The 24,278-nt window shown below is 67.1% G+C and carries 25 protein-coding genes and 1 pseudogene; 16 read left to right on the plus strand and 10 right to left on the minus strand.

Annotated features, from left to right (window positions below; genetic code table 11):
- Positions 1 to 260: 260 nt before the first annotated feature.
- A complete protein-coding gene (locus tag G6N18_RS03965; protein WP_163689804.1) occupies positions 261 to 422 on the minus strand; it encodes a hypothetical protein in 162 nt (53 codons plus the stop codon).
- 11 nt (positions 423 to 433) lie between these two features.
- Between G6N18_RS03965 and G6N18_RS03970 the strand changes: the two genes are divergently transcribed.
- Entirely contained in the window at positions 434 to 844 is a 411-nt protein-coding gene (locus G6N18_RS03970; protein ID WP_067221243.1) for a transposase, read from the plus strand.
- A gap of 152 nt (positions 845 to 996) precedes the next feature.
- On the opposite strand, the gene G6N18_RS24485 is transcribed toward G6N18_RS03970, so the two are convergent.
- Positions 997 to 1,287 (minus strand): hypothetical protein, encoded by a 291-nt coding sequence (locus G6N18_RS24485; protein WP_234783655.1) that lies wholly within the window; start codon positions 1,285 to 1,287, stop codon positions 997 to 999.
- Here G6N18_RS24485 and urtA point away from each other — a divergent pair.
- The 5 genes from urtA to urtE are packed head-to-tail and all read left to right on the plus strand — an operon-like array spanning position 1,172 to position 5,891.
- Positions 1,172 to 2,359, plus strand: a complete 1,188-nt coding sequence (urtA, locus tag G6N18_RS03975) for an urea ABC transporter substrate-binding protein (RefSeq protein WP_322790895.1) — start codon at positions 1,172 to 1,174, stop codon at positions 2,357 to 2,359. The genes G6N18_RS24485 and urtA overlap by 116 nt on opposite strands.
- A gap of 1 nt (position 2,360) precedes the next feature.
- Positions 2,361 to 3,245, plus strand: a complete 885-nt coding sequence (gene urtB / locus G6N18_RS03980; RefSeq protein ID WP_067221235.1) for an urea ABC transporter permease subunit UrtB — start codon at positions 2,361 to 2,363, stop codon at positions 3,243 to 3,245.
- The gene (gene urtC / locus G6N18_RS03985; RefSeq protein ID WP_067221230.1) at positions 3,242 to 4,366 is read left to right on the plus strand and encodes an urea ABC transporter permease subunit UrtC; all 1,125 of its coding nucleotides are present in this window, start codon (positions 3,242 to 3,244) and stop codon (positions 4,364 to 4,366) included. The genes urtB and urtC overlap by 4 nt, the downstream gene beginning before the upstream one ends.
- The gene (gene urtD / locus G6N18_RS03990; RefSeq protein WP_083002591.1) at positions 4,363 to 5,199 is read left to right on the plus strand and encodes an urea ABC transporter ATP-binding protein UrtD; all 837 of its coding nucleotides are present in this window, start codon (positions 4,363 to 4,365) and stop codon (positions 5,197 to 5,199) included. The genes urtC and urtD overlap by 4 nt, the downstream gene beginning before the upstream one ends.
- Positions 5,199 to 5,891 carry an urea ABC transporter ATP-binding subunit UrtE gene (gene urtE / locus G6N18_RS03995; protein WP_083002588.1) on the plus strand — a complete coding sequence of 231 codons (693 nt, stop codon included), beginning with the start codon at positions 5,199 to 5,201 and terminating at the stop codon, positions 5,889 to 5,891. Before urtD ends, urtE begins: the two co-directional genes overlap by 1 nt.
- A 3-nt stretch (positions 5,892 to 5,894) precedes the next feature.
- On the opposite strand, the gene G6N18_RS04000 is transcribed toward urtE, so the two are convergent.
- The 7 genes from G6N18_RS04000 to G6N18_RS04030 are packed head-to-tail and all read right to left on the minus strand — an operon-like array spanning position 5,895 to position 10,685.
- On the minus strand, positions 5,895 to 6,521 hold the full coding sequence (locus G6N18_RS04000; RefSeq protein ID WP_083002585.1) for an urease accessory protein UreD: 627 nt from the start codon (positions 6,519 to 6,521) through the stop codon (positions 5,895 to 5,897).
- Entirely contained in the window at positions 6,521 to 7,225 is a 705-nt protein-coding gene (ureG, locus tag G6N18_RS04005; RefSeq protein WP_067221217.1) for an urease accessory protein UreG, read from the minus strand. The genes G6N18_RS04000 and ureG overlap by 1 nt, the downstream gene beginning before the upstream one ends.
- Before the next feature lie 10 nt (positions 7,226 to 7,235).
- On the minus strand, positions 7,236 to 7,871 hold the full coding sequence (locus G6N18_RS04010; RefSeq protein WP_067221213.1) for an urease accessory protein UreF: 636 nt from the start codon (positions 7,869 to 7,871) through the stop codon (positions 7,236 to 7,238).
- Positions 7,872 to 7,881: 10 nt separating this feature from the next.
- Positions 7,882 to 9,603, minus strand: a complete 1,722-nt coding sequence (locus G6N18_RS04015) for an urease subunit alpha (protein ID WP_067221208.1) — start codon at positions 9,601 to 9,603, stop codon at positions 7,882 to 7,884.
- Positions 9,600 to 9,914, minus strand: a complete 315-nt coding sequence (locus G6N18_RS04020) for an urease subunit beta (protein ID WP_067221205.1) — start codon at positions 9,912 to 9,914, stop codon at positions 9,600 to 9,602. The genes G6N18_RS04015 and G6N18_RS04020 overlap by 4 nt, the downstream gene beginning before the upstream one ends.
- Entirely contained in the window at positions 9,911 to 10,213 is a 303-nt protein-coding gene (locus tag G6N18_RS04025) for an urease subunit gamma (RefSeq protein WP_067221202.1), read from the minus strand. Before G6N18_RS04025 ends, G6N18_RS04020 begins: the two co-directional genes overlap by 4 nt.
- A gap of 55 nt (positions 10,214 to 10,268) precedes the next feature.
- Positions 10,269 to 10,685, minus strand: coding sequence for a PaaI family thioesterase (locus G6N18_RS04030; RefSeq protein ID WP_083002582.1), 417 nt, complete (start codon positions 10,683 to 10,685; stop codon positions 10,269 to 10,271).
- Positions 10,686 to 10,749: 64 nt separating this feature from the next.
- Between G6N18_RS04030 and G6N18_RS04035 the strand changes: the two genes are divergently transcribed.
- Positions 10,750 to 11,127, plus strand: a complete 378-nt coding sequence (locus G6N18_RS04035) for a rhodanese-like domain-containing protein (RefSeq protein ID WP_067221193.1) — start codon at positions 10,750 to 10,752, stop codon at positions 11,125 to 11,127.
- A gap of 164 nt (positions 11,128 to 11,291) precedes the next feature.
- Here G6N18_RS04035 and G6N18_RS04040 read toward each other — a convergent pair whose 3' ends face one another.
- On the minus strand, positions 11,292 to 12,068 hold the full coding sequence (locus G6N18_RS04040) for an iron reductase (protein WP_083002579.1): 777 nt from the start codon (positions 12,066 to 12,068) through the stop codon (positions 11,292 to 11,294).
- Positions 12,069 to 12,285: 217 nt separating this feature from the next.
- Here G6N18_RS04040 and G6N18_RS04045 point away from each other — a divergent pair, with 217 nt between their 5' ends.
- The 9 genes and pseudogenes from G6N18_RS04045 (at position 12,286) to G6N18_RS04085 (ending at position 24,243) form a co-directional block, all read left to right on the plus strand.
- The gene (locus G6N18_RS04045) at positions 12,286 to 12,702 is read left to right on the plus strand and encodes a BlaI/MecI/CopY family transcriptional regulator (protein WP_067221186.1); all 417 of its coding nucleotides are present in this window, start codon (positions 12,286 to 12,288) and stop codon (positions 12,700 to 12,702) included.
- Between the two features lie 14 nt (positions 12,703 to 12,716).
- Positions 12,717 to 13,637, plus strand: a complete 921-nt coding sequence (locus G6N18_RS04050) for a M56 family metallopeptidase (protein ID WP_083002576.1) — start codon at positions 12,717 to 12,719, stop codon at positions 13,635 to 13,637.
- Positions 13,638 to 13,694: 57 nt separating this feature from the next.
- Positions 13,695 to 15,158: an NADP-dependent phosphogluconate dehydrogenase gene (gndA, locus tag G6N18_RS04055; protein ID WP_083002572.1), complete on the plus strand. Its 1,464-nt coding sequence runs from the start codon at positions 13,695 to 13,697 to the stop codon at positions 15,156 to 15,158.
- Between the two features lie 337 nt (positions 15,159 to 15,495).
- A pseudogene (locus G6N18_RS04060) lies at positions 15,496 to 16,930 on the plus strand (IS110 family RNA-guided transposase).
- A gap of 121 nt (positions 16,931 to 17,051) precedes the next feature.
- Entirely contained in the window at positions 17,052 to 18,488 is a 1,437-nt protein-coding gene (locus G6N18_RS04065; RefSeq protein ID WP_067214117.1) for a GuaB1 family IMP dehydrogenase-related protein, read from the plus strand.
- A 197-nt stretch (positions 18,489 to 18,685) separates the two neighbouring features.
- Positions 18,686 to 20,074, plus strand: coding sequence for a hemolysin family protein (locus G6N18_RS04070; protein WP_083004159.1), 1,389 nt, complete (start codon positions 18,686 to 18,688; stop codon positions 20,072 to 20,074).
- Positions 20,067 to 21,119, plus strand: coding sequence for a hemolysin family protein (locus G6N18_RS04075; RefSeq protein WP_067214173.1), 1,053 nt, complete (start codon positions 20,067 to 20,069; stop codon positions 21,117 to 21,119). Before G6N18_RS04070 ends, G6N18_RS04075 begins: the two co-directional genes overlap by 8 nt.
- Positions 21,112 to 21,981 carry a 3-methyladenine DNA glycosylase gene (locus tag G6N18_RS04080; protein WP_179962359.1) on the plus strand — a complete coding sequence of 290 codons (870 nt, stop codon included), beginning with the start codon at positions 21,112 to 21,114 and terminating at the stop codon, positions 21,979 to 21,981. Before G6N18_RS04075 ends, G6N18_RS04080 begins: the two co-directional genes overlap by 8 nt.
- Positions 21,982 to 22,029: 48 nt before the next feature.
- Positions 22,030 to 24,243 carry a malate synthase G gene (locus G6N18_RS04085; RefSeq protein WP_083004336.1) on the plus strand — a complete coding sequence of 738 codons (2,214 nt, stop codon included), beginning with the start codon at positions 22,030 to 22,032 and terminating at the stop codon, positions 24,241 to 24,243.
- The last annotated feature ends 35 nt before the right edge of the window (positions 24,244 to 24,278 follow it).

Genomic DNA, 24,278 nt, shown 5'->3' on the forward strand with positions numbered 1-24,278 from the left:
CCGCCGACGCTACCGCGCCGATCTGTCCAACACCGCGTGAGCGCGCACCGCCCGCTACCTGGTGCCCAACCATCCAAAGGGAGCGCGGCCCTGCCCACCGCACCGCTGCCGCGAGTACCTCCCAACATTTCCAGCCATGCTCTACGTGCTGCACACCGGCTGCGCGTGGCCGCACCTGCGCACGACTTCACCGTGTCATGATCGGCCGCCCACAAGCATTTCCTGCGCTGGCGCCACAACAGCACCCGGGCGCCAATCCTCTACCGCGGTCCGCCGGCGAAGCCCGCACCCGATCCCGGCGGCGCCGACGGCCCACCGCAGCCGTCGTCGATACCTCGTCGGTCACAGCATCGCCGGTAGCCGGGCAGCGTGGCTTCGACGGCGCACACAACATCGACGGCGCCAAACGCCAACGTGCTCATCGACTCCGCCGGTGTGCTGGTCGCCGCTGTCGTCACACCAACTGACCTGCAGCACCGGGGCTGCATATCCCACACTGCTGCCCAAGGCCAAGCCGATCGCGCCGACCATCAGCCACGCGTGGGGGGACAAGGGCTACACCGGGCAGGCTCTCACCACCGCAGCGGCCAAGGCGGGCGTCACCGTCGACGTGATCTCCAGGCCCAAACCCGGCCACGGCTTCATCGTCGCACCGCGACGTTGGGTGGTCGAACGCACCAACGAATGGAACAACCACAGCCGCCGCATCGACCACCACTACGAAACGACCCTGATTGCGCAGGAAGGCTTCATCTACCTCAGCCAAACCGCCCTACCCCTCCGGCGACTCGACCGCAGCGTTCCACACGCTTTAGCGCCATTGGCGTACTCGGGCGCATCGTGAACGGCGGTGCGACATAGCCGAACCCACGTGTTCGTGGAGAACAGCGCCGAGGCCCGGCGAGCGTCGCACCCGGCAAACGGCCGATCAACGCCTGGCAAGCCACAGGTTAATTTGTTCGTCACATACAGACATTTCGTAGAAACACAGCCGATCTAACGTCCCAGTTCGACACCGCGTGGTGTCTCACGTGCCGCTTGACTATCAACGCTCGTCGGCGATGAGCGTTGCTGTTCTCGGGAAAGGCTGTCCATGCGACTTGTCCGACGCTCCTCGTTGAAACGTTCGGCCTTCAGGGCCGGAGGCGTCGTCGCCGCGATCGCGTTACTGCTGTCCGGCTGCGGAAGCAAGGCCACCGAATCGGATTCGGCAAGCGCCGCGTCATGCGTGGACACTTCCGGTCCCACCGTCAAGATAGGTGCACTGAACTCGCTGTCGGGCACCATGGCTATCTCCGAGGTGACGGTGCGCCACGCGATCGACCTGGCTGTCGAGCAGATCAACGCCGCAGGCGGCGTGATGGGTAAGCAACTCCAGCTCGTCGGTGAGGATGGGGCGTCCGAGCCGACCATTTTCGCCGAGAAGGCCGAGAAGCTGATCAGCAGCGACTGTGTCGCCGCCGTGTTCGGCGGTTGGACCTCCTCGTCGCGCAAGGCCATGCTGCCCGTTTTCGAAAGCGCCAACTCGCTGCTGTACTACCCGGTGCAGTACGAGGGCCTGGAGTCGTCGAAGAACATCTTCTACACCGGCGCCACCACCAATCAGCAGATCGTCCCTGCGCTGGACTACCTCAAGGAAAAGGGCGTCAAGTCGCTTTACCTCGTGGGCAGCGACTATGTGTTTCCCCAGACCGCCAACCGGATCATCAAGGCGTATGCGGACGCCAACGGCATCGAGATCAAGGGCGAGGACTACACCCCGCTGGGTTCGACGGCCTTCTCGACGATAGTCAACAAGGTCCGCACCGCCGACGCCGACGCGGTGTTCAACACCCTCAACGGCGACTCCAACGTCGCGTTCTTCCGGGAGTACCGCAACGTCGGCCTGACGCCGCAGGCCATGCCGGTGGTGTCGGTGTCGATCGCCGAGGAAGAGGTCGGCGGCATCGGCGTGCAGAACATCACCGGTCAGCTGACCGCGTGGGATTACTACGAAACCGTCGACAATCCGGTCAACAAGGCGTTCGTCAAGGCCTACCAGGACAAGTTCGGCGCCGACAAGCCGACATCGGATCCGATGGAAGCCGCTTACGTCTCGGTGTACCTGTGGAAGAACACCGTCGAGAAGGCGAAGTCGTTCGATGTCAAAGCAATTCAGGACAACGCGGGCGGGGTCACCTTCGACGCTCCCGAAGGCCTGGTCACCATCGACGGCGAGAACCATCACATCACCAAGACGGCCCGCATCGGCGAGATCCGTCCCGACGGGCTCATCTACACGGTCTGGGAGTCGCCTGGCCCGATCGAGCCGGACCCGTACCTGAAGTCCTATCCGTGGGCAGCGGGGCTCTCCAGCTGAGATGGATGTCCTGATCGGACAGCTGGCAACGGGGTTGAGCCTCGGCTCGATCCTGTTGCTGGCGGCGCTGGGGTTGTCCCTGACGTTCGGCCAGATGGGCGTCATCAACATGGCGCACGGCGAGTTCATCATGGTGGGTTGCTACACCGCCTATGTGGTGCAGCAGATGGTGACGAGTGCCGGTGCGTCGCTCTTGATTTCGCTCGTGGTCGGTTTCGTCATCGGCGGTGCGATGGGCGCGCTGCTGGAAGTGACGCTCATTCAACGGATGTATCACCGCCCGCTCGACACGCTGTTGGTGACGTTCGGCGTCGGGCTGATCCTGCAGCAGGTGGCCCGCGACATCTTCGGCGCGCCGGCGGTGAACGTTGTCGCGCCGCCGTGGCTGTCCGGCGGTATGGAGATATTCGGGGCGGTGGTGCCCAGGACGCGCATCTTCATCCTGGTGTTGGCGATCGCGTGCGTGGCGGCGCTGGCCACCGCGCTCAAGGTCAGCCCCATGGGACGTCGCATCCGCGCGGTCGTGCAGAACCGTGACCTGGCCGAAACCAGTGGCATCTCGTCGCGCAAGACCGACATCACAACGTTTTTCATCGGGTCGGGACTGGCGGCGGTGGCCGGTGTGGCGCTGACGCTGATCGGTTCGACGAGCCCGACCATCGGGCAGAGCTACCTGATCGACGCGTTCCTGGTTGTCGTCGTCGGTGGGCTCGGCCAGATCAAGGGCACCGTGATCGCGGCGTTCGCCCTGGGCTTCTTGAATTCGTTCATCGAGTACAACACCACAGCATCACTGGCCAAGGTGGTTGTCTTCGTGATCATCGTGGTCTTCCTGCAGGTGCGTCCACAGGGCTTGTTCACCGTTCGGACAAGGAGTCTCGCATGAGGGTCCTATTGGGCCGCTGGCAGACGTGGGTTGGCTTCGGCGTCGCAGCGGTCCTGCTGTTCGGGGTGGCGCCCGTCGTCCTGTCCGACTTCCGCCTGTCCCTGCTCGGCAAGTTCCTGTGTTTCGCCATCGTCGCCGTCGGTATCGGTTTGGCCTGGGGCCGCGGCGGCATGCTGGTGCTCGGCCAGGGCGTGTTCTTCGGCCTGGGCGGCTACATGATGGGCATGCATTTGAAGATCGCCGACGCGCAGATCCGCGGCGACGACGTTCCCGATTTCATGCAGATCGCCGGGGTGCGCGAATTGCCGTCCTACTGGCAGCCGTTCGCCTCCCCCGCCTTCACGTTGCTGGCGATCGTGGTGTTGCCGACGGTCATCGCCGCGGCGCTGGGCTTGGGCGTCTTCAAGCGCCGCGTCAAAGGCGCGTATTTCGCGATCCTGTCGCAGGCGCTGGCCGCGGCACTGGCGATCCTGTTGGTCGGGCAAACCAGTCTCGGGGGAAGCAACGGGCTCAACAGGTTTCGTACGTTCTTCGGGTTCACCTTGAACGATCCCGTGAACCGGCGGATGCTCTACTTCATCGCCGCCGGCGTGCTGCTCCTCGTCGTCGCCGTGGTCCGGCAGCTCATGCAGAGCCGTTACGGCGAGCTGCTGGTGGCCGTACGCGACGGCGAAGAGCGGGTGCGTTTTTTGGGCTACGACCCGGCGAACATCAAGGTGGTCGCCTACACCGTCGCCGCGCTCTTCGCCAGCATCGCCGGCGCGCTGTTCGCACCGATTGTCGGGTTCATCGCGCCATCGCAGGTCGGCATCCTTCCGTCGATCGCGTTTTTGATCGGTGTGGCGATCGGCGGACGTACGACGCTGCTGGGACCGGTGCTGGGCGCGATCGGTGTCGCGTGGGCGCAAACCCTGTTCTCCGAACGCTTTCCATCAGAATGGACATACGCTCAGGGGCTGCTGTTCATCGTCGTCGTCGGCTTCTTTCCCGCCGGTTTCGCCGGGTTCGGTGCGTTGTACGGGCGGTGGCACAAGCGCAGACCCAGACCGCTGCCCGAGGCGGAGCGGCCCGCCGCGGCCGACACCGATCCGGATGCGGAGAAGGTTGGGGCATCGACATGACAGGTGCGAAAGTGCGACCGGTGGCCGGTGGCAACGTCGGCATGGGCACCGAGTACCTCGAAGTCCGCGGTCTGACGGTAGATTTCGACGGTTTCAAGGCGGTCAGCGACGTCGACCTGACACTGTTTCAAGGCGACCTGCGGTTCCTGATCGGCCCGAACGGCGCGGGCAAGACCACTGTCATCGACGCGATCACCGGGCTCGTGACCGCCACCGGCTCGGTCAACAAGTCGGGCTTGGAGCTACTCGGCAAGAAGGTGCACCAGATCGCGCGGCTGGGGGTGGGCCGGACTTTCCAGACGGCCAGTGTCTTCGAACAGCTGACCGTGCTGCAGAACCTGGATATTGCTGCGGGCGCGGGACGCTCGCCGTGGACGTTGTTGCGCCGACGCCGCGGGATTCTGCCGTCCGTCGAGGTGGCCCTGGACACGATCGGCCTGACCGAGCTGGCCGAAGAACCCGCCGGTGTGCTCGCCCACGGCCAGAAGCAGTGGCTCGAGATCGGCATGCTCCTGGTACAGAACGCAGACGTCCTGCTGCTCGACGAGCCGGTCGCGGGGATGAGCCACGAGGAGCGCGAGGAGACCGGAAACCTGCTGCGCCGCATCGGCGCGGAGCGCACCGTCGTCGTCGTCGAACACGATATGGATTTCATGCGCGCGTTCGCCACTTCGGTGACCGTGCTGGCCCGCGGGCAGGTCGTCGCCGAGGGATCGGTGGCCGAGGTGCAGGCCAATCCGAAAGTGCAGGAGGTCTACCTCGGTACGGCGGCCGCCGGCGCTTCAACCTTGCCCACGGGCGGGCCCTCCGACCTCATCGAGGAGAACTCCTGATGCTCCGGCTTGTCGACGTACACGCTGGCCATGGCCGCTCCGAGGTCCTGCACGGGGTCAGCGTCGAGGTGCCCTCGCACGGGGTGGCGGCTGTGATGGGCCACAACGGGGCAGGTAAGACCACACTCCTGCGCGCAGCCGTGGGCCTGTTGAAATGCAGTGCCGGAAGAGTGCTTTTCGACGGTGACGACATCACCAATCTGCGGCCGAGCGCGCGGGTGGCGCGTGGTCTGGGGTATGTGCCGCAGGGTCAGCAGTCGTTCGGCCAGCTGACGACGGCGGAGAACCTTCAGGTCGTCGCCGACGGACGCAAGAACGGCAAGCAGCTGATCGACGAGCAGCTCGACCTGTTCCCCGCGCTCAAGGAGCTGCTGACGCGGCGGGCCGGACTACTCTCGGGTGGCCAACGCCAACAGTTGGCGATCGCCCGCGCGCTGATCACCAGGCCCAGGTGTCTGATTCTCGACGAGCCGACCGAGGGCATCCAGCCGTCGGTGGTGGCCGAAATCGAGGCCGCCATCACCGACTTGACCAAACGTGGCGACCTGGGCGTGCTGCTCGTCGAGCAGCACATCGGATTTGCGCTGGAGTCGTCGCAGCGCTATTACGTCCTCGAGTCCGGCCGCGTCACTTCCAGCGGCGCCGGCGGTTCGGCATCGGAGGCCGAAGTCCGCGCCGCCATGGCGATCTAGCGGCTAGAGCCGGGCGCCCTGCCACGTGGCAAGGCAGCCACCGCCCGCCAGCGCCAGCGCAACGCCGTCGGTCTCTATATGGCTGCCCGGATAGTGCAACTCGCTGACAATCGCCATCGGCGCGCCGAGTTCGTCGTCGGTCACCGAGCCGCTGCCCATTTCGACGCGATGGCGCAGCAGGGCGGACCCGTCGACGTCCGCGTGCAGCGACCCGGCCCAAAAACCCTGCCGCTCAGCAGATCTACCAATCTGAACACGCTCCCGCAGCCGGACGCGACCAGATCCGGTGAGGTCAATCCGGGTAGCGGCGATGTGCCGTGACGTGGCGGCCACCACGGTGGGCTGCGGATCGACGTCGAGATCTCCTGCCACCTCCAGTGTCCAGACCGCGTGTGACTCATTCGTTCTCGGGCCCGGCAGCGTCACCGTCGCCGCTGCGGTGCGCACCCGCAGTAACGCGCCAGGCTCGACCACGATCCGCACACGTACTGCGTCGCCACCGAGCGGGGTGGCGGCCACCGACACCAAATGCACTGTGTGGGGTTCGGTCTCGCGTGCGGCGAGCCCGCCCGTGCATTCGATGCGCGGCCGGCGGTCGCGACGGGCGACGACGAGGACGTCTGAACGCACTAGACCGAATCCTCGCTACTCCCCGACGCGTGCGCAGATACCCGCAGCTGCTCACGCACCCAGGCAAGCACGGCGGTGGCCGCAGGGTCGTCGGTCAGCGAGATCAGCACTGTCGGCCGGTCACCACGCACCGTCGCCGCGTCGCGACGCATCACCTCGAGATCAGCCCCGACGCGCGGCGCCAGATCGGTCTTGTTGACCACCAACAGATCTGAATAGGTCACCCCCGGCCCGCCCTTCCGCGGCACCTTGTCGCCGCCGGCCACATCGATGACGAAGATCTGCACGTCAACCAGCCCGGATGAGAAGGTGGCCGTCAGGTTGTCACCGCCGGACTCGACCAGGATCAGGTCGAGCCGCTCGTTTTCCGCGATGAGGTCGTCGATGGCATCGAGGTTGGCGGTGATGTCGTCGCGGATTGCGGTGTGGGGACAGCCGCCGGTCTGGACCGCGGCGATCCGCCCATCGGGCAGCACGGCGTGGCGGCGCAGGAAGTCGGCGTCCTCGGTGGTGTAGATGTCGTTGGTAAGCACCGCCAGGGACAACTCGTCGCGCAGCTGCCTGCACAGCGCCGCGACGAGCGCGGTCTTGCCAGAGCCGACGGGGCCGCCGATGCCGATGCGCAGCGGCTCTCCCGGCTCTCGGCGTCGCTTCGGCCGGTCGGTGTGATGGTGTGGCTGACCGTCGAGGAAATGCGGTGGCATCGCTTCTCTTTCAGGAGACGAACAAGGGTCGTTCGCGTTGGGTGTGCCGCTGGGCCAGCGCGTCCAGCAGCGGATCGGACAGGTCGGAAAGTTCCTTGGCCGCCTCGGCGGCGGTCTGTTCGCACAACGTGGACAGCTCGAACGTCAGCGCTGCGACGTCACCGGGGTCGAGGGCGAGCAGACGCTGGGCGGCCGTCGCCGAACCGGTCATGGTGGTATAGACGATCGACAGCGCGGTGAGGTCGGGGGTCATCCCGCTGGCCGCACCGACCGCGCCCGCCGCTACGGCTAGGTGCGGCGTGCTTCCGAGCGTGCCCCAGCCACCGTCCGGCCAGACCCGACGCGCCAGCCGGACCAGGCCGCGACCCTGTGCGCGGGAGGCCCGCCGGGCGGCGGGAGCGGGTGTGCGAGCATCGGTTTCGCGGTCCGCATGGGAGATGCCGAGGTCGCCGGCGTGCACCGCGGCCGCCACCGATGCCGTCACCAGGCCGTGGGTACGGATTCGGCGACGCAGGTATGCCCGAAGCGTGGGCAGGTCGCAGACCCGCCCCTCTGTAACGGCCTGCTCGACACCTCCGGAATGCACGTGCCCGCCCGTCGGGAGCCGCGAGTCGGACAGCGCGAGTAGCGTGGCCAAGTGGGTCAAAGGTGAACTCCTAGAAGAGGAAATAGCGCTGCGCCATGGGTAGTTCGGCGGCGGGCGCCTCCTGCCACACGTCGCCGTCGATACGCACGGTGAACGTGTCCGGGTCGACGTCGATGGCGGGAAGCGCGTCGTTGAGAGGCATCTGAGCTTTACTGACTTGCCGAACATCGCGGACGGCTACCAGACGCCGATTGACGGCCAGGCGGTCGGCGAGCCCGTCATCGACAGCCTGCGGCGAAACGAAGTGCACCGATGTGGCCGCCGCGGCCGCAGGCGCCGCGCCGAACATCGGTCGGGGCAGCACGGGCTGCGGCGTGGGAATCGACGCGTTCGCGTCGCCCATGGCGGCCCATGCGATCATTCCGCCCTTCAGCACCGCGTACGGGCGGACCCCGAAAAACGCCGGTTCCCACAGCACGAGGTCGGCCAGTTTGCCGACCTCGACCGATCCGACCTCGTGGTCGAGTCCGTGCGCGATAGCCGGGCAGATGGTGTATTTGGCGACGTAGCGACGGGCGCGGGTGTTGTCTGCTTCGTTATCGCCGGGTAGCGCGCCGCGCCGTCGCTTCATCACGTGTGCGGTCTGCCAGGTGCGGATGACCACCTCCCCGATACGGCCCATGGCCTGCGAGTCGCTGCCGATCATCGAGATCGCCCCGATGTCGTGTAGCAGATCCTCGGCGGCCATCGTCGAGGGCCGGATCCGACTCTCGGCGAACGCGAGATCCTCGGGCACCTGGGGGTTGAGGTGATGGCACACCATCAACATGTCGAGGTGTTCGTCAAGCGTGTTGACGGTGTGCGGCCGGGTCGGATTCGTCGAACTCGGTAGAACGTATGCCTCGGCGGCGACCCGGATGATGTCGGGTGCGTGGCCGCCCCCCGCGCCCTCGGTGTGGTAGGCGTGGATCGAGCGGCCATTGATCGCGCCGATCGTGTCCTCGACGAAGCCTGCCTCGTTGAGCGTGTCGGAGTGAAGTGCGACCTGCACACCGGAAGCGTCGGCGACGGTAAGGCAGGCATCGATCGCCGCAGGAGTCGACCCCCAGTCCTCGTGAAGTTTGAAACCCGAAGCGCCGCCGCGCAACTGCTCCCACAATGAGTCGGTGTTGACCGTGTTTCCCTTGCCGAGCAGGGCTACGTTCATCGGCCACGAGTCCAGCGACTCGAGGATGCGCGCGAGATGCCACGCCCCGGGGGTGACGGTGGTGGCCTTGCTGCCCTCGGCTGGGCCGGTGCCGCCGGCAACGATTGTGGTGATGCCGCCGCCGAGCGCCTCCGCCATGAGCTGCGGGCAGATCAGGTGCACGTGGCAGTCGATCGCTCCCGCGGTGACGATACGTCCGTTGCCCCCGATGATTTCCGTCGACGGCCCGACGACGAGCTCGGGATGCACGCCGGACATGATGTCGGGGTTGCCTGCCTTGCCGATGCCGACGATGCGGCCGTCGCGGATACCTATGTCGGCTTTGATGATTCCCCAGTAGTCGATGATCACCACGCCGGTGATCACGGTGTCGGGCGCCCCGTCGGCCCGGGTCGCGCGCCCCTGTCCCATCGACTCGCGCAATACCTTGCCGCCGCCAAACACCGCCTCGTCACCTGCCCGGCCGGGGCCGCCGCTGCGATCCTCGGTGATTTCCACGAACAGATCCGTGTCGGCCAACCTGATCCGGTCGCCGGTCGTCGGCCCGAACAGCGCGGTATACCTGGCGCGAGACAGTTCGCTCATGAGGCGTCCAGTCGGCCCGGCGGTTGTAGGCTCAGCCCGTGGACCTCGCGTGACCCGGTCAGCGGTACCAGCGAAACATGCTGGACGACACCGGGTTCGAAGCGAACAGCGGTACCGGCTGGAATGTCGAGCCGGTGGCCGTGGGCAGCGTCACGGTCGAACTCCAGAGCAGCATTGGCCTGCGGCAGATGCACATGGCTGCCGACCTGGACAGGCCTGTCGCCGGTGTTGACGACGTCCAGTTCGATGCGTCGCGCGCCCGCATTGATCTCGATATCGCCCTGCCCGTGGACGATTTCACCCGGGATCATCGGATGGGATGGTGGACGGTAACGAGCTTGGTGCCGTCCGGGAATGTCGCCTCCACCTGGACGGCGTCGAGCATTTCGGGAACGCCTTCCATGACATCCTCGCGACCGAGCACCTCGCGGCCGCTGACCATCAACTCTGAAACTGTGCGACCGTCGCGGGCACCCTCGAGGAGGTGGTCGCTGATCACCGCGACCGCCTCGGGGTGGTTGAGCTTGAGGCCGCGCGCCTGTCGGCGGCGCGCCAGTTCGGCGGCATACGAGAGCAGCAGCCGGTCCTGTTCGTGCGGGGTCAACAGCATAGTGCGGGATATTGCCACGCCAAGCGGCTTTCAGCAGCACACCCGCTGCTGACCCTCACTCGGCGGGCATGTTCTGCAGCCGCACCTGCCCACGCGCGACGAGTCGGTCATCGTCGTCGGTGATGGTGATCTGCCACAACTGCTGGCGCCGGCCGCGGTGGATCGGTGCGGACACCGCGGTGACCGTTCCCGACGAGATGGCCCGCAGGAAGTCGGTGTTGTTGTTGACGCCGACGACGTGCCCGCCGCCGTTGTCGGCGATCCAGAGGGCTGCCGAGACGCTGGCCAGGCTTTCGACGATCGAGCAGTACACGCCGCCGTGCACGATGCCGTACGGCTGCAGCAGCTTGTCCTCGATCTTCAGCTGTGCCCGGCCGCCGTCGGGGCCGAGTTCGAGATAGGTCAGGCCGAGCTCGGTGTCGAAGCCCTTGCCCAGTTCGGAACGTAGGTCCGGGGTCGCATCGGGGGTCACGCGAACGTGTCTACACGCTCCCCGACATCATGACCGCGCCGGGTGGTTGGAGATAAGGTCAATCATGGCCAAGACCGCGAAAGACCTCGTTGCAGAAGCCAACGCCGTGGTACCCAAGATCTCCCACGACGAGGCTCGGGAACTGATCACCAAGGGAGCATTGGTCGTCGACGTCCGCGACGCCCCCGAAGTGGAGAAGAGCGGCAAGGTAGCAGGCGCCGTGCACGTGCCGCGCGGCATGCTGGAGTTCCGCGCGGACCCCGAGTCGCCGTACCACGACCAGCACTTCTCCAAGGACAAGCCCGTGATCCTGTACTGCGCATCCGGCGGGCGGTCGGCGCTGTCGGGTCAGGCGCTCACCGAGCTCGGCTACCAACAGGTCTACAACCTCGGTGCGTTCGGCGACTGGGCCGACAGCGGAGGCGCCGTCGAAAAGGCTTGACACAGAAGGGTTTCGCATGGATGCGGATGGGCCCCACACCAATGGTGTGGGGCCCATCCTCCGTGTGGACCGGGGGTCTCTGCAGCCCTCAGGACTCCGGCGCGGTCCGGTGGTTCTCGGTTGATCTTCGGTCGATCTCTGCCAAGAGCATAGGCAAGGCTGCCCTAATTAAGCAAGACCTTCCCTGCGGCGGCCCGGGACGTGCCCCGCACGGGCAAGCCGAATCCCACGAGTGCGTCGAGCACCGCCTGGCCGCGCCGCATGCTCGTCCACTCGCTCGACCCGGCGAGCAGCGGCACCTGGGTCGCCGCGCTGACGACCGCTCCCCCCACGACGTGCCACATCGCGGCGACCGACATCGCGCCCGCGCTGATCTCGCTCAGCTTGGCGAACAGAGGCCCGAGCGCGCGGTGACTGCGGTGCGCGACCCACGTCGTCAACGCAGCCTCGCTGGGCAGCGCCACGATGCCGTCGCGCGTCGAGCACCCGCCGCGGGCCGACCCGTGCCCGAAGCACGGATCATCCGGAAGGGCCCGCAGTGTCGGGTCGACGACGCCGACCCAGTCGATCGCACCCTCGGAGTCGACGTGCACCCACAAATTCTCCAGGCCGGTGTCCCATGCCCGCCCTTCGAGCACCAGGAGCGGTACCACGCGTCCGACGACGACGTGGGCCAGGGTCGCCGCCAACTGGTGGGCCACGGCCGCGCGGCTGTCGGTCTCCTCGGCCGCCAGGTCGAACATGACCTGCAAGCGCTCGGTCGTCAGCGCCTCGGCCAGCGGCCACCATCGCCGCCGGGACAAGTCACCCATCACCGCGACGCCGTACACCCGCGGACACTCGGGGTAGAGCGCGCGCAGCCGTCGACTCGACTCATGCAGCGGCAGCGTCCTGCGGATCGCCATGCTCGCGATGAGGGGATCGTCGACCAGAACCGTCATAGGGCCTCCCGATATCGAGTTAGGTAAGCCTTACTATAGCTAGGCACGCGAGGACGGCTAGACCCTGTGACTGCTTTCACACCGCCGCAAGAACGGGCGGTGACCACGGCCGGAGTGGAGTTCGGGGCGATCTGCCTGCTGTCCACGGTGCGAAATACGACACACGGTAGTAACCAGTAGTAAGCTGGATCCACGGCCTCTAGGAGATGAACTGACCATGGCGAAGTTGACGCGTCTAGGGGATCTAGAACGCGCGGTGATGGACCACCTGTGGTCCACGCGCGAGCCCCAAACCGTGCGCCAAGTTCACGAGGCGCTCGCCGCCGATCGCGACTTGGCCTACACCACGATCATGACCGTGTTGCAACGGCTGGCGAAGAAGAACCTCGTCGTCCAGCACCGCGATGACCGCGCCCACCGCTACGCGCCGACCCACGGCCGTGACGAGCTTGTCGCGGGTCTGATGGTCGACGCGCTAGACCAGGCCGCCGATTCCGGCAGTCGGGAGGCGGCACTGGTGCACTTCGTCGAGCGGGTCGGCGCCGACGAAGCCGCGGCGCTGCGTCGTGCGCTAGCCGAATTCGAGAGCAAGCACGGCGTCGCGCCGCCCGCTGGCAATCCGGGCACCGGCTGAGGGAGACTTACAGCGTGTCCGCGCTGGCCTTCACCGTCATGGCGCTGGTCCTGTCCGGACCGGTGCCCGCCGTGCTGGCCCGCGCATCCTGGCCGTTCCGCGCGCCCCGGGCGGCCATCGTGCTGTGGCAGGCGATCGCGCTGGCGGCCGTGCTGTCGGCGTTCTCGGCCGGCATCGCGATCGCGAGTCGGCTGTTCGCGCCGGGTCGCGACGGCAGACCGACCGCGACGTTCACCAGTGAGATAGCTGTATTGGGCTGGCCGGTCTGGATCGCCTACGTGGTGGTTTTCGCGCTGACGCTGGTCGTCGGCGCTCGACTGATCGCCGCGGTACTGCAGGTCGCGATCGCGACACGGCGCCGACGAGCTCATCACCGGATGGTGGTGGACCTCGTCGGGAAATCGCAGAAGAACCGGTTGCGCATCCTCGACGTGGACCAACCGCTGGCCTATTGCCTGCCTGGGGTACGAAGCCGAGTGGTCGTCAGCGAAGGGACGCTGACGACGTTGGCGGACAACGAGATCGCGGCCATCCTGTCGCACGAACGGGCCCATCTGCGGGCCCGCCACGATCTGGTCCTCGAGATGTTCACCGCCGTGCACGCGGCGTTTCCGCGCTTCGTCCGCAGCGCAAACGCGCTGGACGCGGTGCGTCTGCTGATCGAGATGCTGGCCGACGACGCGGCGGTGCGCATCGCCGGTCCCACTCCCCTGGCCCGTGCCCTGGTCGCCTGCGCGTCCGGCCGCACGCCGTCGGGTGCGCTGGCGGCGGGCGGGCCGACCACGGTGCTGCGGTTGCATCGTCTCGGCGGGGAACCCAACAGCCTGGCGCTGGCCGCTTGCGCGTACTCGGCCGCAGCCGCGGTGCTGGTGGTGCCGACCATCGCGGTGGCCCTGCCGTGGCTGACCGAACTGCAACGCCTGTTCGCCGCATAGGGACATCCCACGCCCCACGAAGCGTTCACCACAACAAAACAACGAAAGGCTGCCCGAATGAGCTCTGACGCTTCCGCTTCGACCACCGGTACCGCTCAGATCGGGGTCACCGGCCTCGCCGTCATGGGATCGAACATCGCGCGGAACTTCGCCCGGCACGGATACACCGTCGCCCTGCACAACCGCTCGGTCGCCAAGACCGACGCGTTGCTCGAGCAACACGGCTCCGACGGCAAGTTCGTGCGCAGCGAGACCATCTCGGAATTCCTTGACGCGCTGGAGAAGCCGCGTCGGGTGCTGATCATGGTCAAAGCCGGAGAACCTACCGATGCGGTCATCAACGAGCTCGCCGACGCGATGGACGCAGGCGACATCATCATCGACGGTGGCAACGCGCTCTACACCGACACGGTCCGCCGGGAGAAGGCGATGCGCGAGCGTGGTCTGCACTTCGTCGGGGCCGGCATCTCCGGCGGCGAGGAGGGCGCACTGAACGGTCCGTCGATCATGCCCGGCGGCCCGGCCGAGTCCTACACGTCGCTCGGCCCACTGCTCGAGGAGATCTCCGCGCACGTCGACGGCGTGCCGTGCTGCACGCACATCGGTCCCGACGGCGCGGGCCACTTCGTGAAGATGGTGCACAACGGCATCGAATACTCCGACATGCAGCTCATCGGCGAGGCCTACCAACTGCTGCGCGACGGCCTCGGCAAGTCGGCCGGTGAGATCGCCGACGTCTTCGACGAGTGGAACACCGGCGATCTGGACAGCTTCCTGGTGGAGATCACCGCGAAGGTGCTGCGCCAGACGGACGCCAAAACCGGCAAGCCACTTGTCGACCTCATCCTCGACGAGGCCGAGCAGAAGGGCACCGGCCGCTGGACGGTGAAGTCGGCGCTCGATCTCGGCGTGCCGGTGACCGGGATCGCCGAGGCGGTGTTCGCCCGCGCCCTGTCCGGATCGGTGGCCCAGCGAGAGGCCACCACCGGACTGGCCTCCGGTGTACACGGCCAAAAGCCCACTGACGCAGCGAAGTTCACCGAGGACGTTCGCCAGGCGCTGTACGCGTCGAAGATCATCGCCTACGCGCAGGGCTTCAACCAGATTCAGGCGGGCAGCGCCGAGTACGACTGGAACATCACCCCCGGCGACCTGGCCACCATCTGGCGCGGGGGCTGCATCATCCGCGCCAAGTTCCTCAACCGGATCAAGGACGCGTTCGACGAGGACCCCGACCTGCCGACGCTGATCGTGGCGCCGTACTTCCGCAGCGCGATCGAGGCGGCGATCGACGGCTGGCGCCGCGTCGTCGTCTCCGCCACCGAACTCGGCATCCCGATTCCCGGGTTCTCCTCGGCGCTGTCCTACTACGACGGCCTGCGTCAGGAGCGGCTGCCGGCCGCACTCACCCAGGGTCTGCGCGACTACTTCGGCGCGCACACCTACGGCCGGATCGACGCCGACCGCACCAAGCGCTTCCACACGCTGTGGAGCGGCGACCGCAGCGAGGTCGAGGCGTAAGCCTCCACCGAAACTGCGGACAGATCGCGATATCGCGCACAATCGCGATCTGTGTGCAGCTTCCTTTTTCATTGTGGGACGCCTCGTAGGCGTGAAAATGGGGTCGGGTCGCCTCGTCGACGCCGACGAGACTCTGGGCTTGTAGCCCGTTGTGCAGCTTGGCGCCGGGGCCCGACCTTGCAGGGTCACGTACTGTTGCCTTGAGCACGCCGGTCAGAATTTCGGTTTCCTTGACCGAGGCCCCCGGGCGATCCACCCGATGTTCTGGGATGGGTTCGATTGGAGGGCAAGCGAAGTGGCAGCACGGCGCAAACGCAAGCAGAAGCCAGCGGCAGGGGTGGCGGGGCCGGTGGAGATTCCCGACGCCGAGCATGAACTGGTTATCGAACGGGTCGCGGCCATCGATGTGGCCAAGGCGACAGGCAAGGTGTGCGTGCGCCTACCCGGCAAGACGGGGCGGCGGTTCAGTCGGGTATGGGACCTGCCCGCGCGCACCGGCGCCATTACTGAGCTGGGCGATCAGCTGACCGACCTGGGCATCGAGAAGGTCACCGTGGAGTCCACCAGCGACTACTGGCGGATCTGGTACTACCTGCTGGAAGCGGCCGGGCTGTCGGTGCAGCTGGTCAACGCCCGCGATGTGAAGAACGTGCCGGGCCGACCCAAGACCGACAAACTCGACGCGGTCTGGCTGGCCAAGCTGACCGAAAAGGGCCTGCTGCGGCCGTCGTTCGTGCCGCCGCCCGAGATCAGGCGGCTACGCGACTACACCCGGATGCGCGAGGATCTGACCCGCGACCGCACCCGCTACTGGCAGCGGCTGGAAAAGCTGCTCGAGGACGCACTGATCAAAATTTCGTCGGTGGCCTCCACGATGATCACGCTGTCGACGCGGGACATGGTCGAGGCCCTCATCGCCGGCGAGCACGACCCGTATCGACTGGCCGAGCTGGCCCGCGGAAAGATGAGGTCCAAACGGTCAGAGCTGATCACTGCGCTCGACGGGCGTTTCGATGAACATCACGCCGAGTTGGCACGCATGCTGCTGAGCCAGATCGACGCACTGGACACCCAGATCCACACCCTCACCATGCGCATCGAGGAACTCATCAACGAGCTACCCGAAGGCACTCACGCCATCGAGCACACCGGCAGCGACGAGGGGCCCGGCGCCCGCGCGGGTGCCGATAGCGATGCCGATCCCGGCTCTGCCAGCGGCGGCGGCACCAACCCGATCCGGGTCGATCCCACCATCGAGGCCGACTCCGCGATCCAGGCCGAACGCGCCCTGCGCACCGTCGATCGCCTTGACGAGATCCCGGGTATCAGCGTCGCCAACGCGCAAGACATCCTGGCCGAGATCGGCACCGACATGAGCCGGTTCCCAACACCAGAGCACCTGGTGTCGTGGGCCAAGCTGTGCCCGCGCACCATCCAGTCCGGCCGGTGACCCGCGCCAGCAAGACCGGCAAGGGCAACCCGTATCTGAAGGGTGCGCTCGGGGAGCCGCCGCGGCGGCCAAGACCGATACCTTCCTCGGCGAACGCTACCGGCGCCTCGCCAAACGCCGCGGCAAGCTCAAAGCCCTGGTCGCGGTCGCCCGCTCCATCCTGGTCGTCATCTGGCACCTACTCGCCAACCCGCTCGCCCGCTTCCGCGATCTCGGCCCTGACTATCACACCAACCGCATCGCCATCGAACGCAAGCTCCGCAACCACATCGCCCAACTCACCGCCATGGGCTACCAGGTCACTCTCGAACCCGCCGCCTAACCACCAACTACAAGTCCCGCAACGACACCCGGCTCCGCAAGCTCCGCCGGGTCGCTGTCGCCTGCCCACTCACCTTAGGTATTTTCCGGTCAGTCTCGGCGACAACTAGACTTGAGCCGACATGCGGTTTCTTGACGGGCACAACCCGCCCTACGACCTGACCTACGAAGACGTCTTCATCGTCCCCGGACGCTCCGATGTCCAGTCGCGGATGGACGTCGACCTGTCGACCTCCGACGGCTCGGGCACCACGATCCCGGTGGTGGTCGCGAACATGACCGCCGTCGCCGGACGCCGGATGGCCGAGACGGTCGCTCGCCGCGGTGGCCTGGTCGTGCTACCGCAGGATTTGCCGATCTCCGCAGTCAAGGAAACCGTCGACTTCGTCAAGAGCCGCGACCTCGTGGTCGACACCCCGGTCGTGCTCGGCCCGGACGACTCGGTGTCGGACGCAACCGCGCTGATCCACAAGCGCGCGCACGGCGCCGCGGTCGTGGTGTTCGAGGGCAGGCCGATCGGCCTGGTCACCGAGGCCAACTGCGTAGGCGTCGACCGCTTCACCCGGGTCCGCGACGTCGCCATCTCCGACTTCGTCACCGCGCCGGTCGGCACCGAACCGCGCAAGGTTTTCGATCTGCTCGAACACGCGGCCGTCGACATCGCGGTGCTCACCGAGACCGACGGAACGCTGGCGGGCGTGCTCACCCGCACCGGCACGATCCGGGCGGGCATCTACACCCCCGCGGTCGACGCCGGCGGGCGGTTACGCATCGCGGCTGCCGTCGGCATCAACGGCGACGTGGGCGCCAAGGCGCGCAGCCTGGCCGAGGTCGGCGTCGATCTGCTGGTGATCGACACCGCGCACGGACACCAACTGAGGATGCTCGAAGCGATCGAGACGGTGTCGTCATTGGATCTCGGGTTGCCGCTCGCCGCGGGCAACGTGGTGTCCGCCGAGGGCACCAGGGATCTGATCACCGCCGGAGCAGACATCGTGAAGGTCGGCGTCGGACCGGGCGCGATGTGCACGACCCGCATGATGACCGGTGTCGGCCGTCCGCAGTTCTCGGCCGTTGCCGAATGTGCCGCAGCGGCAAACCAACTGGGTGCTCACGTATGGGCCGACGGCGGTATCCGGCATCCCCGCGACGTGGCACTGGCACTGGCCGCCGGCGCGGCCAACGTGATGATCGGCTCGTGGTTCGCGGGCACCTACGAGTCGCCCGGCGACCTGTTGCGCGACCGCGAGGACCAGCCGTACAAGGAGAGCTACGGCATGGCGTCCAAACGGGCGGTGGCCGCCCGCACCGCCGGTGACGGCGCGTTCGACCGGGCCCACAAGGCGCTGTTCGAGGAGGGCATCTCGACCTCCCGGATGGGGCTTGACCCGTCCCGCGGAGGCGTCGAGGACCTGCTCGACCACATCACCTCCGGCGTGCGCAGCACCTGTACCTACGTCGGCGCCGCGAATCTCGCCGAGCTTCACGACAAGGTGGTGCTCGGGGTGCAGTCGGCGGCCGGCTTCGCTGAAGGGCATCCGCTGCCCACCGGTTGGTGATTTCTGCCCCAGCGCGCAACCGCTACCATGGGTTTTCCCAGTCCTCGACTCGAAAGGGATCTCGTGCCGCAGGCACCTGCCGATGCCTCGGATTCCGGGCGGGCCTTCCCCGCCGAACGGCCCGACGAACCCTCCGACGCCGAGCCATCCTCTAGTCGGCCGGGCACGAGGCCCGGCATCCCAGCGGCGAGTAACCGATGAGCGTCGCGACGTCGCTGCTGTCGCTGCTGGCGTTCGCCCTGCTGACCGCGGGCACCGCAGTCTTCGTCGCCGCGGAGTTCTCGCTGACCGCGCTCGAGCGCAGCACCGTCGAAGCCAACGCGCGCAGCGGGCACCGCCGCGACCAGATGGTCCGGCGGGCACACCGCACGTTGTCGTTTCAGCTGTCCGGAGCCCAGGTCGGCATCTCGATCACGACGCTCGCGACCGGCTTCTTGGCCGAACCGGTGGTGGCACGGCTGATCCGCCCCGGCCTGGACGCCGTCGGGGTGCCGGAACGGTTCGCCGGGGGGTTGGCCCTCGTGCTGGCCATCGTGATCGCCACGTCTCTGTCGATGGTCTTCGGTGAGCTGGTCCCGAAAAACCTCGCGGTCGCGCGGCCGGTGCCGGTGGCGCGGTGGTCGGCCGCGCCACAATTGCTGTTCTCGGCGCTGTTCACACCGCTGATCCGGCTGACCAACGGAACCGCCAACATGATCCTGCGCCGGCTGGGCATCGAACCGGCCGAGGAGTTGCGGTCGGCGCGCTCCCCACAGGAACTGGTGTCGCTGGTGCGCAGCTCTGCGCGCAGCGGCGCGCTGGACCCCGTCACCGCCGTGCTGGTGGACCGCTCGCTGCGGTTCGGCGACCGCTCCGCTGAGGAACTCATGACACCGCGCCAGAAGATCGAGGCCCTCGACGCCGACGACACGGTCGCCGATCTGGTGACCGCCGCGATCAGGACGGGATACTCGCGCTTCCCGATCATCCGGGGCGACCTCGACGAGACGATCGGAATCGCACACGTCAAGCAGGTGTTCGAGGTGCCGACCGGCAAACGTGACACCACCCGGCTGGCCACGCTGGCGCTTCCGGTCGCAAAGGTCCCCTCGACGCTGGACGGTGACGCGGTGATGACGCAGATCCGCGCCAACGGGCTGCAGACCGCGCTCGTGGTCGACGAATACGGTGGCACCGCGGGCATGGTGACCGTCGAGGACCTCATCGAAGAGATCGTCGGCGACGTCCGCGACGAACACGACGACGAAGCGCCGGATGTGGTGCCCGCGGGCCGCGGCTGGCAGATATCGGGCCTGCTGCGCATCGACGAGGTCGCCGGCGCGACCCCGTTCCGCGCTCCCGAGGGCGACTACGAGACGATCGGCGGCCTGGTGCTCGAGAAGCTGGGCCACATCCCAGAGGAAGGCGAGTCGGTCGAACTCGACGCGTTCGACCCCGACGGCCCGCTGGAGGATCCGAACCGCTGGCTGGCCACCGTGGTGCGGATGGACGGGCGCCGCATCGACCTGCTGGAGCTGACCGAACTGGGTCGGCGCGGCGAGGCACCAGGCACCGGGCCGGGCGATGGGAGCCGCGCCGATGGGTGACTTCCTCGGAGTGCTGCTGACGGTGCTGCTGCTGGCCGTCAACGCGTTCTTCGTCGCCTCGGAGTTCGCGTTGATCTCCGCACGCCGCGATCGGCTCGAGGCACTGGCCGAACAGGGCAAGAAGAGCGCGGTCACCGTGATCCGTGCGGGCGAACACCTGTCGCTGATGCTCGCCGGCGCACAGCTGGGCATCACGATCTGTTCCATCCTGCTCGGCCGGGTCGGCGAGCCCGCCGTCGCACATCTGCTGGAAAAGCCGTTCGACGCCGTCGGTGTCTCCGACGCGGTGCTGCACACCGTGTCGTTCGTCGTCGCGCTGGTCATCGTGGTCGTGCTGCACGTGCTGCTCGGCGAGATGGTGCCGAAGAACATCGCGATCGCCGGGCCGGAGTCGGCGGCGATGTTGCTGATCCCGGCTTATCTGGTGTGGATCCGGGTGGCCCGACCGCTGATCGCGTTCTACAACTGGTGCGCCAACGCCACGCTGCGCGCATTCCGTGTCGAGCCGAAGGACGAACTCGACGTCACGGTCTCGACGGTCGAGCTGTCCGAGATGATCGCTGAGTCGCTGTCCGAGGGCCTGCTCGACCCCGAGGAGCACGGCAGGCTCACCCGCGCCCTGCAGATCCGCGACCGTGCGGTCAAGGACGTGGCCTTCCCGTTGCGCGACATCAGGACGGTGTCCGTGGCGCGCGAGGGCGCCGGGCCGACGGTCGGCGCGGTCGAGCAGGCGCTGGCGGAAACCGGCTACTCGCGTTTCCCGATCACCGACGCGTCCGGCACCTACCTCGGTTACTTGCACATCAAGGATGTGCTGGCATTCGTCAACGACCCTGACGCGGTGCTGGACCTCTCGATGGTGCGCCCGCTGCCGCTGGTGCCGGCGTCGCTGCCGTTGCCCGACGCGTTGTCGCGGCTGCGGCGCAGCAACAGTCACCTGGCGCTGGTCACCGCCCCCGACGGCGGCGTGGAGGCGATGGTCGCGCTCGAAGACCTGGTCGAGGATCTGGTGGGCACCGTGCGAGACGGGACGCACCGTGTCTGACGTCGCTCTGGTGTTGTGCGAAACCGAGTGGACGGACCGCGAGCGCAGTCACCGTCGGCGCGTCGACGACTTCCTGCACACCCACCGATCCGGCGAGGCGCATCCGGTCTGGGACTTTCTGTTCACCTACTACAGCCTGCGGCCGGGGCGGTTGCGGACGTGGCATCCCGGGTTCGGGATCGCGCTGGCCGGTGCGGCCGCGCAGCGATACCTGCGCCGCACCGGATACCGGCCGGAGGGCGGCGCGGTGACGGTGTCCCGCGACTACCTGCTGGCCCGGCTGGACACCGTCCGGTTCATCGGCCGTCTACTGCGCGCGACGGCGGCGCGTCCTGTGCGGCTGAACTGCTTCGGGCTGCACGAGTGGGCGATGGTGTACCGCGCGCCGACGGTGCGCCACGACCGGGTGCCGCTGCGGCTCGGCGCCGCGGGCACCGACGCGGTGGTCGAATCAATGCCATTGCGGTGCACCCATTTTGACGCGTTCCGGTTCTTCACCGCGCCCGCGGCCCGGCGCAACACCGAGCAACTCACCCGGCAGGGGCAGACCGCCAGCGAACAGCCGGGCTGCCTACACGCGGCGATGGATCTCTACAAATGGGCGATCAAGCTGGGGCCACTGGTGCCGTCGGAGTTCGTGATGGACTGTCTGGACCTGGCGGCAGATGCCCGCGCACTCGACATGCGGGCCAGCCCCTATGATCTCCGCGACTACGGATTCGAGCCGATCGCGATCGAGACACCGGCGGGTCGAGCCGAATACGTCCGGGTCCAGCAGACGGTTGCTGAGCGGGCCGCGCCGCTGCGGGCCGCCCTTGCCGATCGGTGTGACCGGCTACTGACGACCGCGGCTGGCGGATAGCGCCAGGTACCGGTGGGTAAGCTGGTTCGACAGCTTTAGGGAGGAATGATGACCGATCGCGTGACGGTTGGGAACCTGCGCGTGGCCCAGGTGTTGTACGACTTCGTCAACAACGAGGCGCTGCCCGGCACCGGTATCGACCCCGACACGTTCTGGTCCGGGGTGGACAAGGTCGTCGCCGACCTGACGCCGAAGAACGACGAGCTGCTCGCCCGGCGCGACGAGCTGCAGGCCCGCATCGACAAGTGGCACCGGCAGCGGGTGATCGAGCCGCTGGACCCCGAGGCGTACAAGGCGTTCCTCACCGAGATCGGGTACCTGCTGCCCGAGCCCGACGACTTCACCATCACCACCGCGGGCGTCGACGACGAGATCACCACGACCGCCGGTCCCCAGCTCGTGGTGCCGATCCTCAACGCCCGCTTCGCGCTGAACGCCGCGAATGCCCGGTGGGGCTCGCTCTACGACGCGCTCTACGGCACCGACGTGATCTCCGAGGAGGACGGCGCCGAGAAGGGCGGCAGCTATAACCAAGTTCGCGGCGACAAGGTCATCGCCTATGCGCGCCGCTTCCTCGACGGTGCGGCGCCGCTGGCGTCGGGCTCCTGGAGTGATGCCACCGGCCTCAAGATCGACGACGGCCAGCTGCTCGTCGAGCTGGGCGACGAAGAGTCGGTCGGCCTCACGACCCCCGAGCAGTTCGCCGGCTACACCGGCGAACTGGGCTCCCCGCAGTGGTCGGTCCTGTTGCGCAACAACGGTTTGCACATCGAGGTTCTCGTCGACCCGCAGTCGCCCGTCGGTTCCACCGACGCCGCAGGCATCAAGGACGTGGTGCTGGAGTCGGCGGTCACCACGATCATGGACTTCGAGGACTCGGTGGCCGCCGTCGACGCCGACGACAAAGTGCTCGGCTACCGCAACTGGCTCGGCCTCAACCGCGGCGACCTCACCGAAGAGGTGAGCAAAGGTGGTGAGACGTTCACCCGAAAGCTCAACGAGGACCGCACCTACACCACCCCGGATGGCGGCGAGTTGACGCTGCCCGGTCGAAGCCTGCTGTTCGTGCGCAACGTCGGTCACCTGATGACCAACGACGCGATCGTCATGACGGCGAACGGTGCCGACGGGGCGGAATACCGAGAGGTGTTCGAAGGCATCCAGGACGCGCTGTTCACCAGCTTGATCGCGATGCACGGATTGAAAGCCGGCGACGACAACGGGCCGCTGGTCAACAGCCGGACCGGCTCGGTGTACATCGTCAAGCCGAAGATGCACGGCCCGGATGAGGTGGCCTACACCGTCGAGCTGTTCAGCCGCGTCGAGGACGTGCTCGGGTTGCCGGCCAACACCCTCAAGATCGGCATCATGGACGAGGAGCGGCGCACCACGGTCAACCTGAAGGCCTGCATCAAGGCGGCCGCAGACCGGGTGGTCTTCATCAACACCGGTTTCCTCGACCGCACCGGCGACGAGATCCACACCTCGATGGAGGCGGGTCCGATGATCCGCAAGGGCGCGATGAAGAGCACCCAGTGGATCCAGGCCTACGAGGATCAGAACGTCGACCTCGGGCTCGCGACCGGCTTCTCCGGCAAGGCCCAGATCGGCAAGGGCATGTGGGCGATGACGGACCTGATGGCCGACATGGTCGAACAGAAGATCGGCCAGCCCAAGGCCGGGGCCACCACCGCGTGGGTCCCCTCGCCGACCGCAGCCACCCTGCACGCCATGCATTACCACGAGGTCGACGTCTACGCGGTGCACAAGGAACTCGAGGGTAAGAAGCGCACCAGCATCGACCAGCTGTTGGCCGTGCCGCTGGCCAAGGAGCTGGCCTGGGCGCCGGAGGAGATCCGCGAGGAGGTCGACAACAACTGCCAGTCGATCCTCGGCTACGTGGTGCGCTGGATCGACGCCGGCGTCGGCTGCTCGAAGGTGCCTGACATCCACAACGTTGCACTGATGGAAGACCGTGCCACACTTCGGATTTCGAGCCAGTTACTGGCGAACTGGCTGCGCCACGGCGTGATCACGCCCGACGACGTGGTGGCCAGCCTCAAGCGGATGGCCGCCGTCGTCGACAAACAGAACGAGCAGGACCCCGAATTCAAGCCGATGGCAACGGATCCGGACCACAGCATCGCGTTCCAGGCCGCGCAGGAGCTGATCCTGTCCGGCGCCGAGCAGCCGAATGGCTACACCGAACCGATCCTGCACCGCCGGCGGCGCGAATATAAGGCCGCAAACGACGGTGCATGATCCGGTGACCGGTCGACGTCGCGGGTAAGGGCGGA

The organism is Mycolicibacterium celeriflavum (assembly GCF_010731795.1).
Taxonomy (GTDB): domain Bacteria; phylum Actinomycetota; class Actinomycetes; order Mycobacteriales; family Mycobacteriaceae; genus Mycobacterium; species Mycobacterium celeriflavum.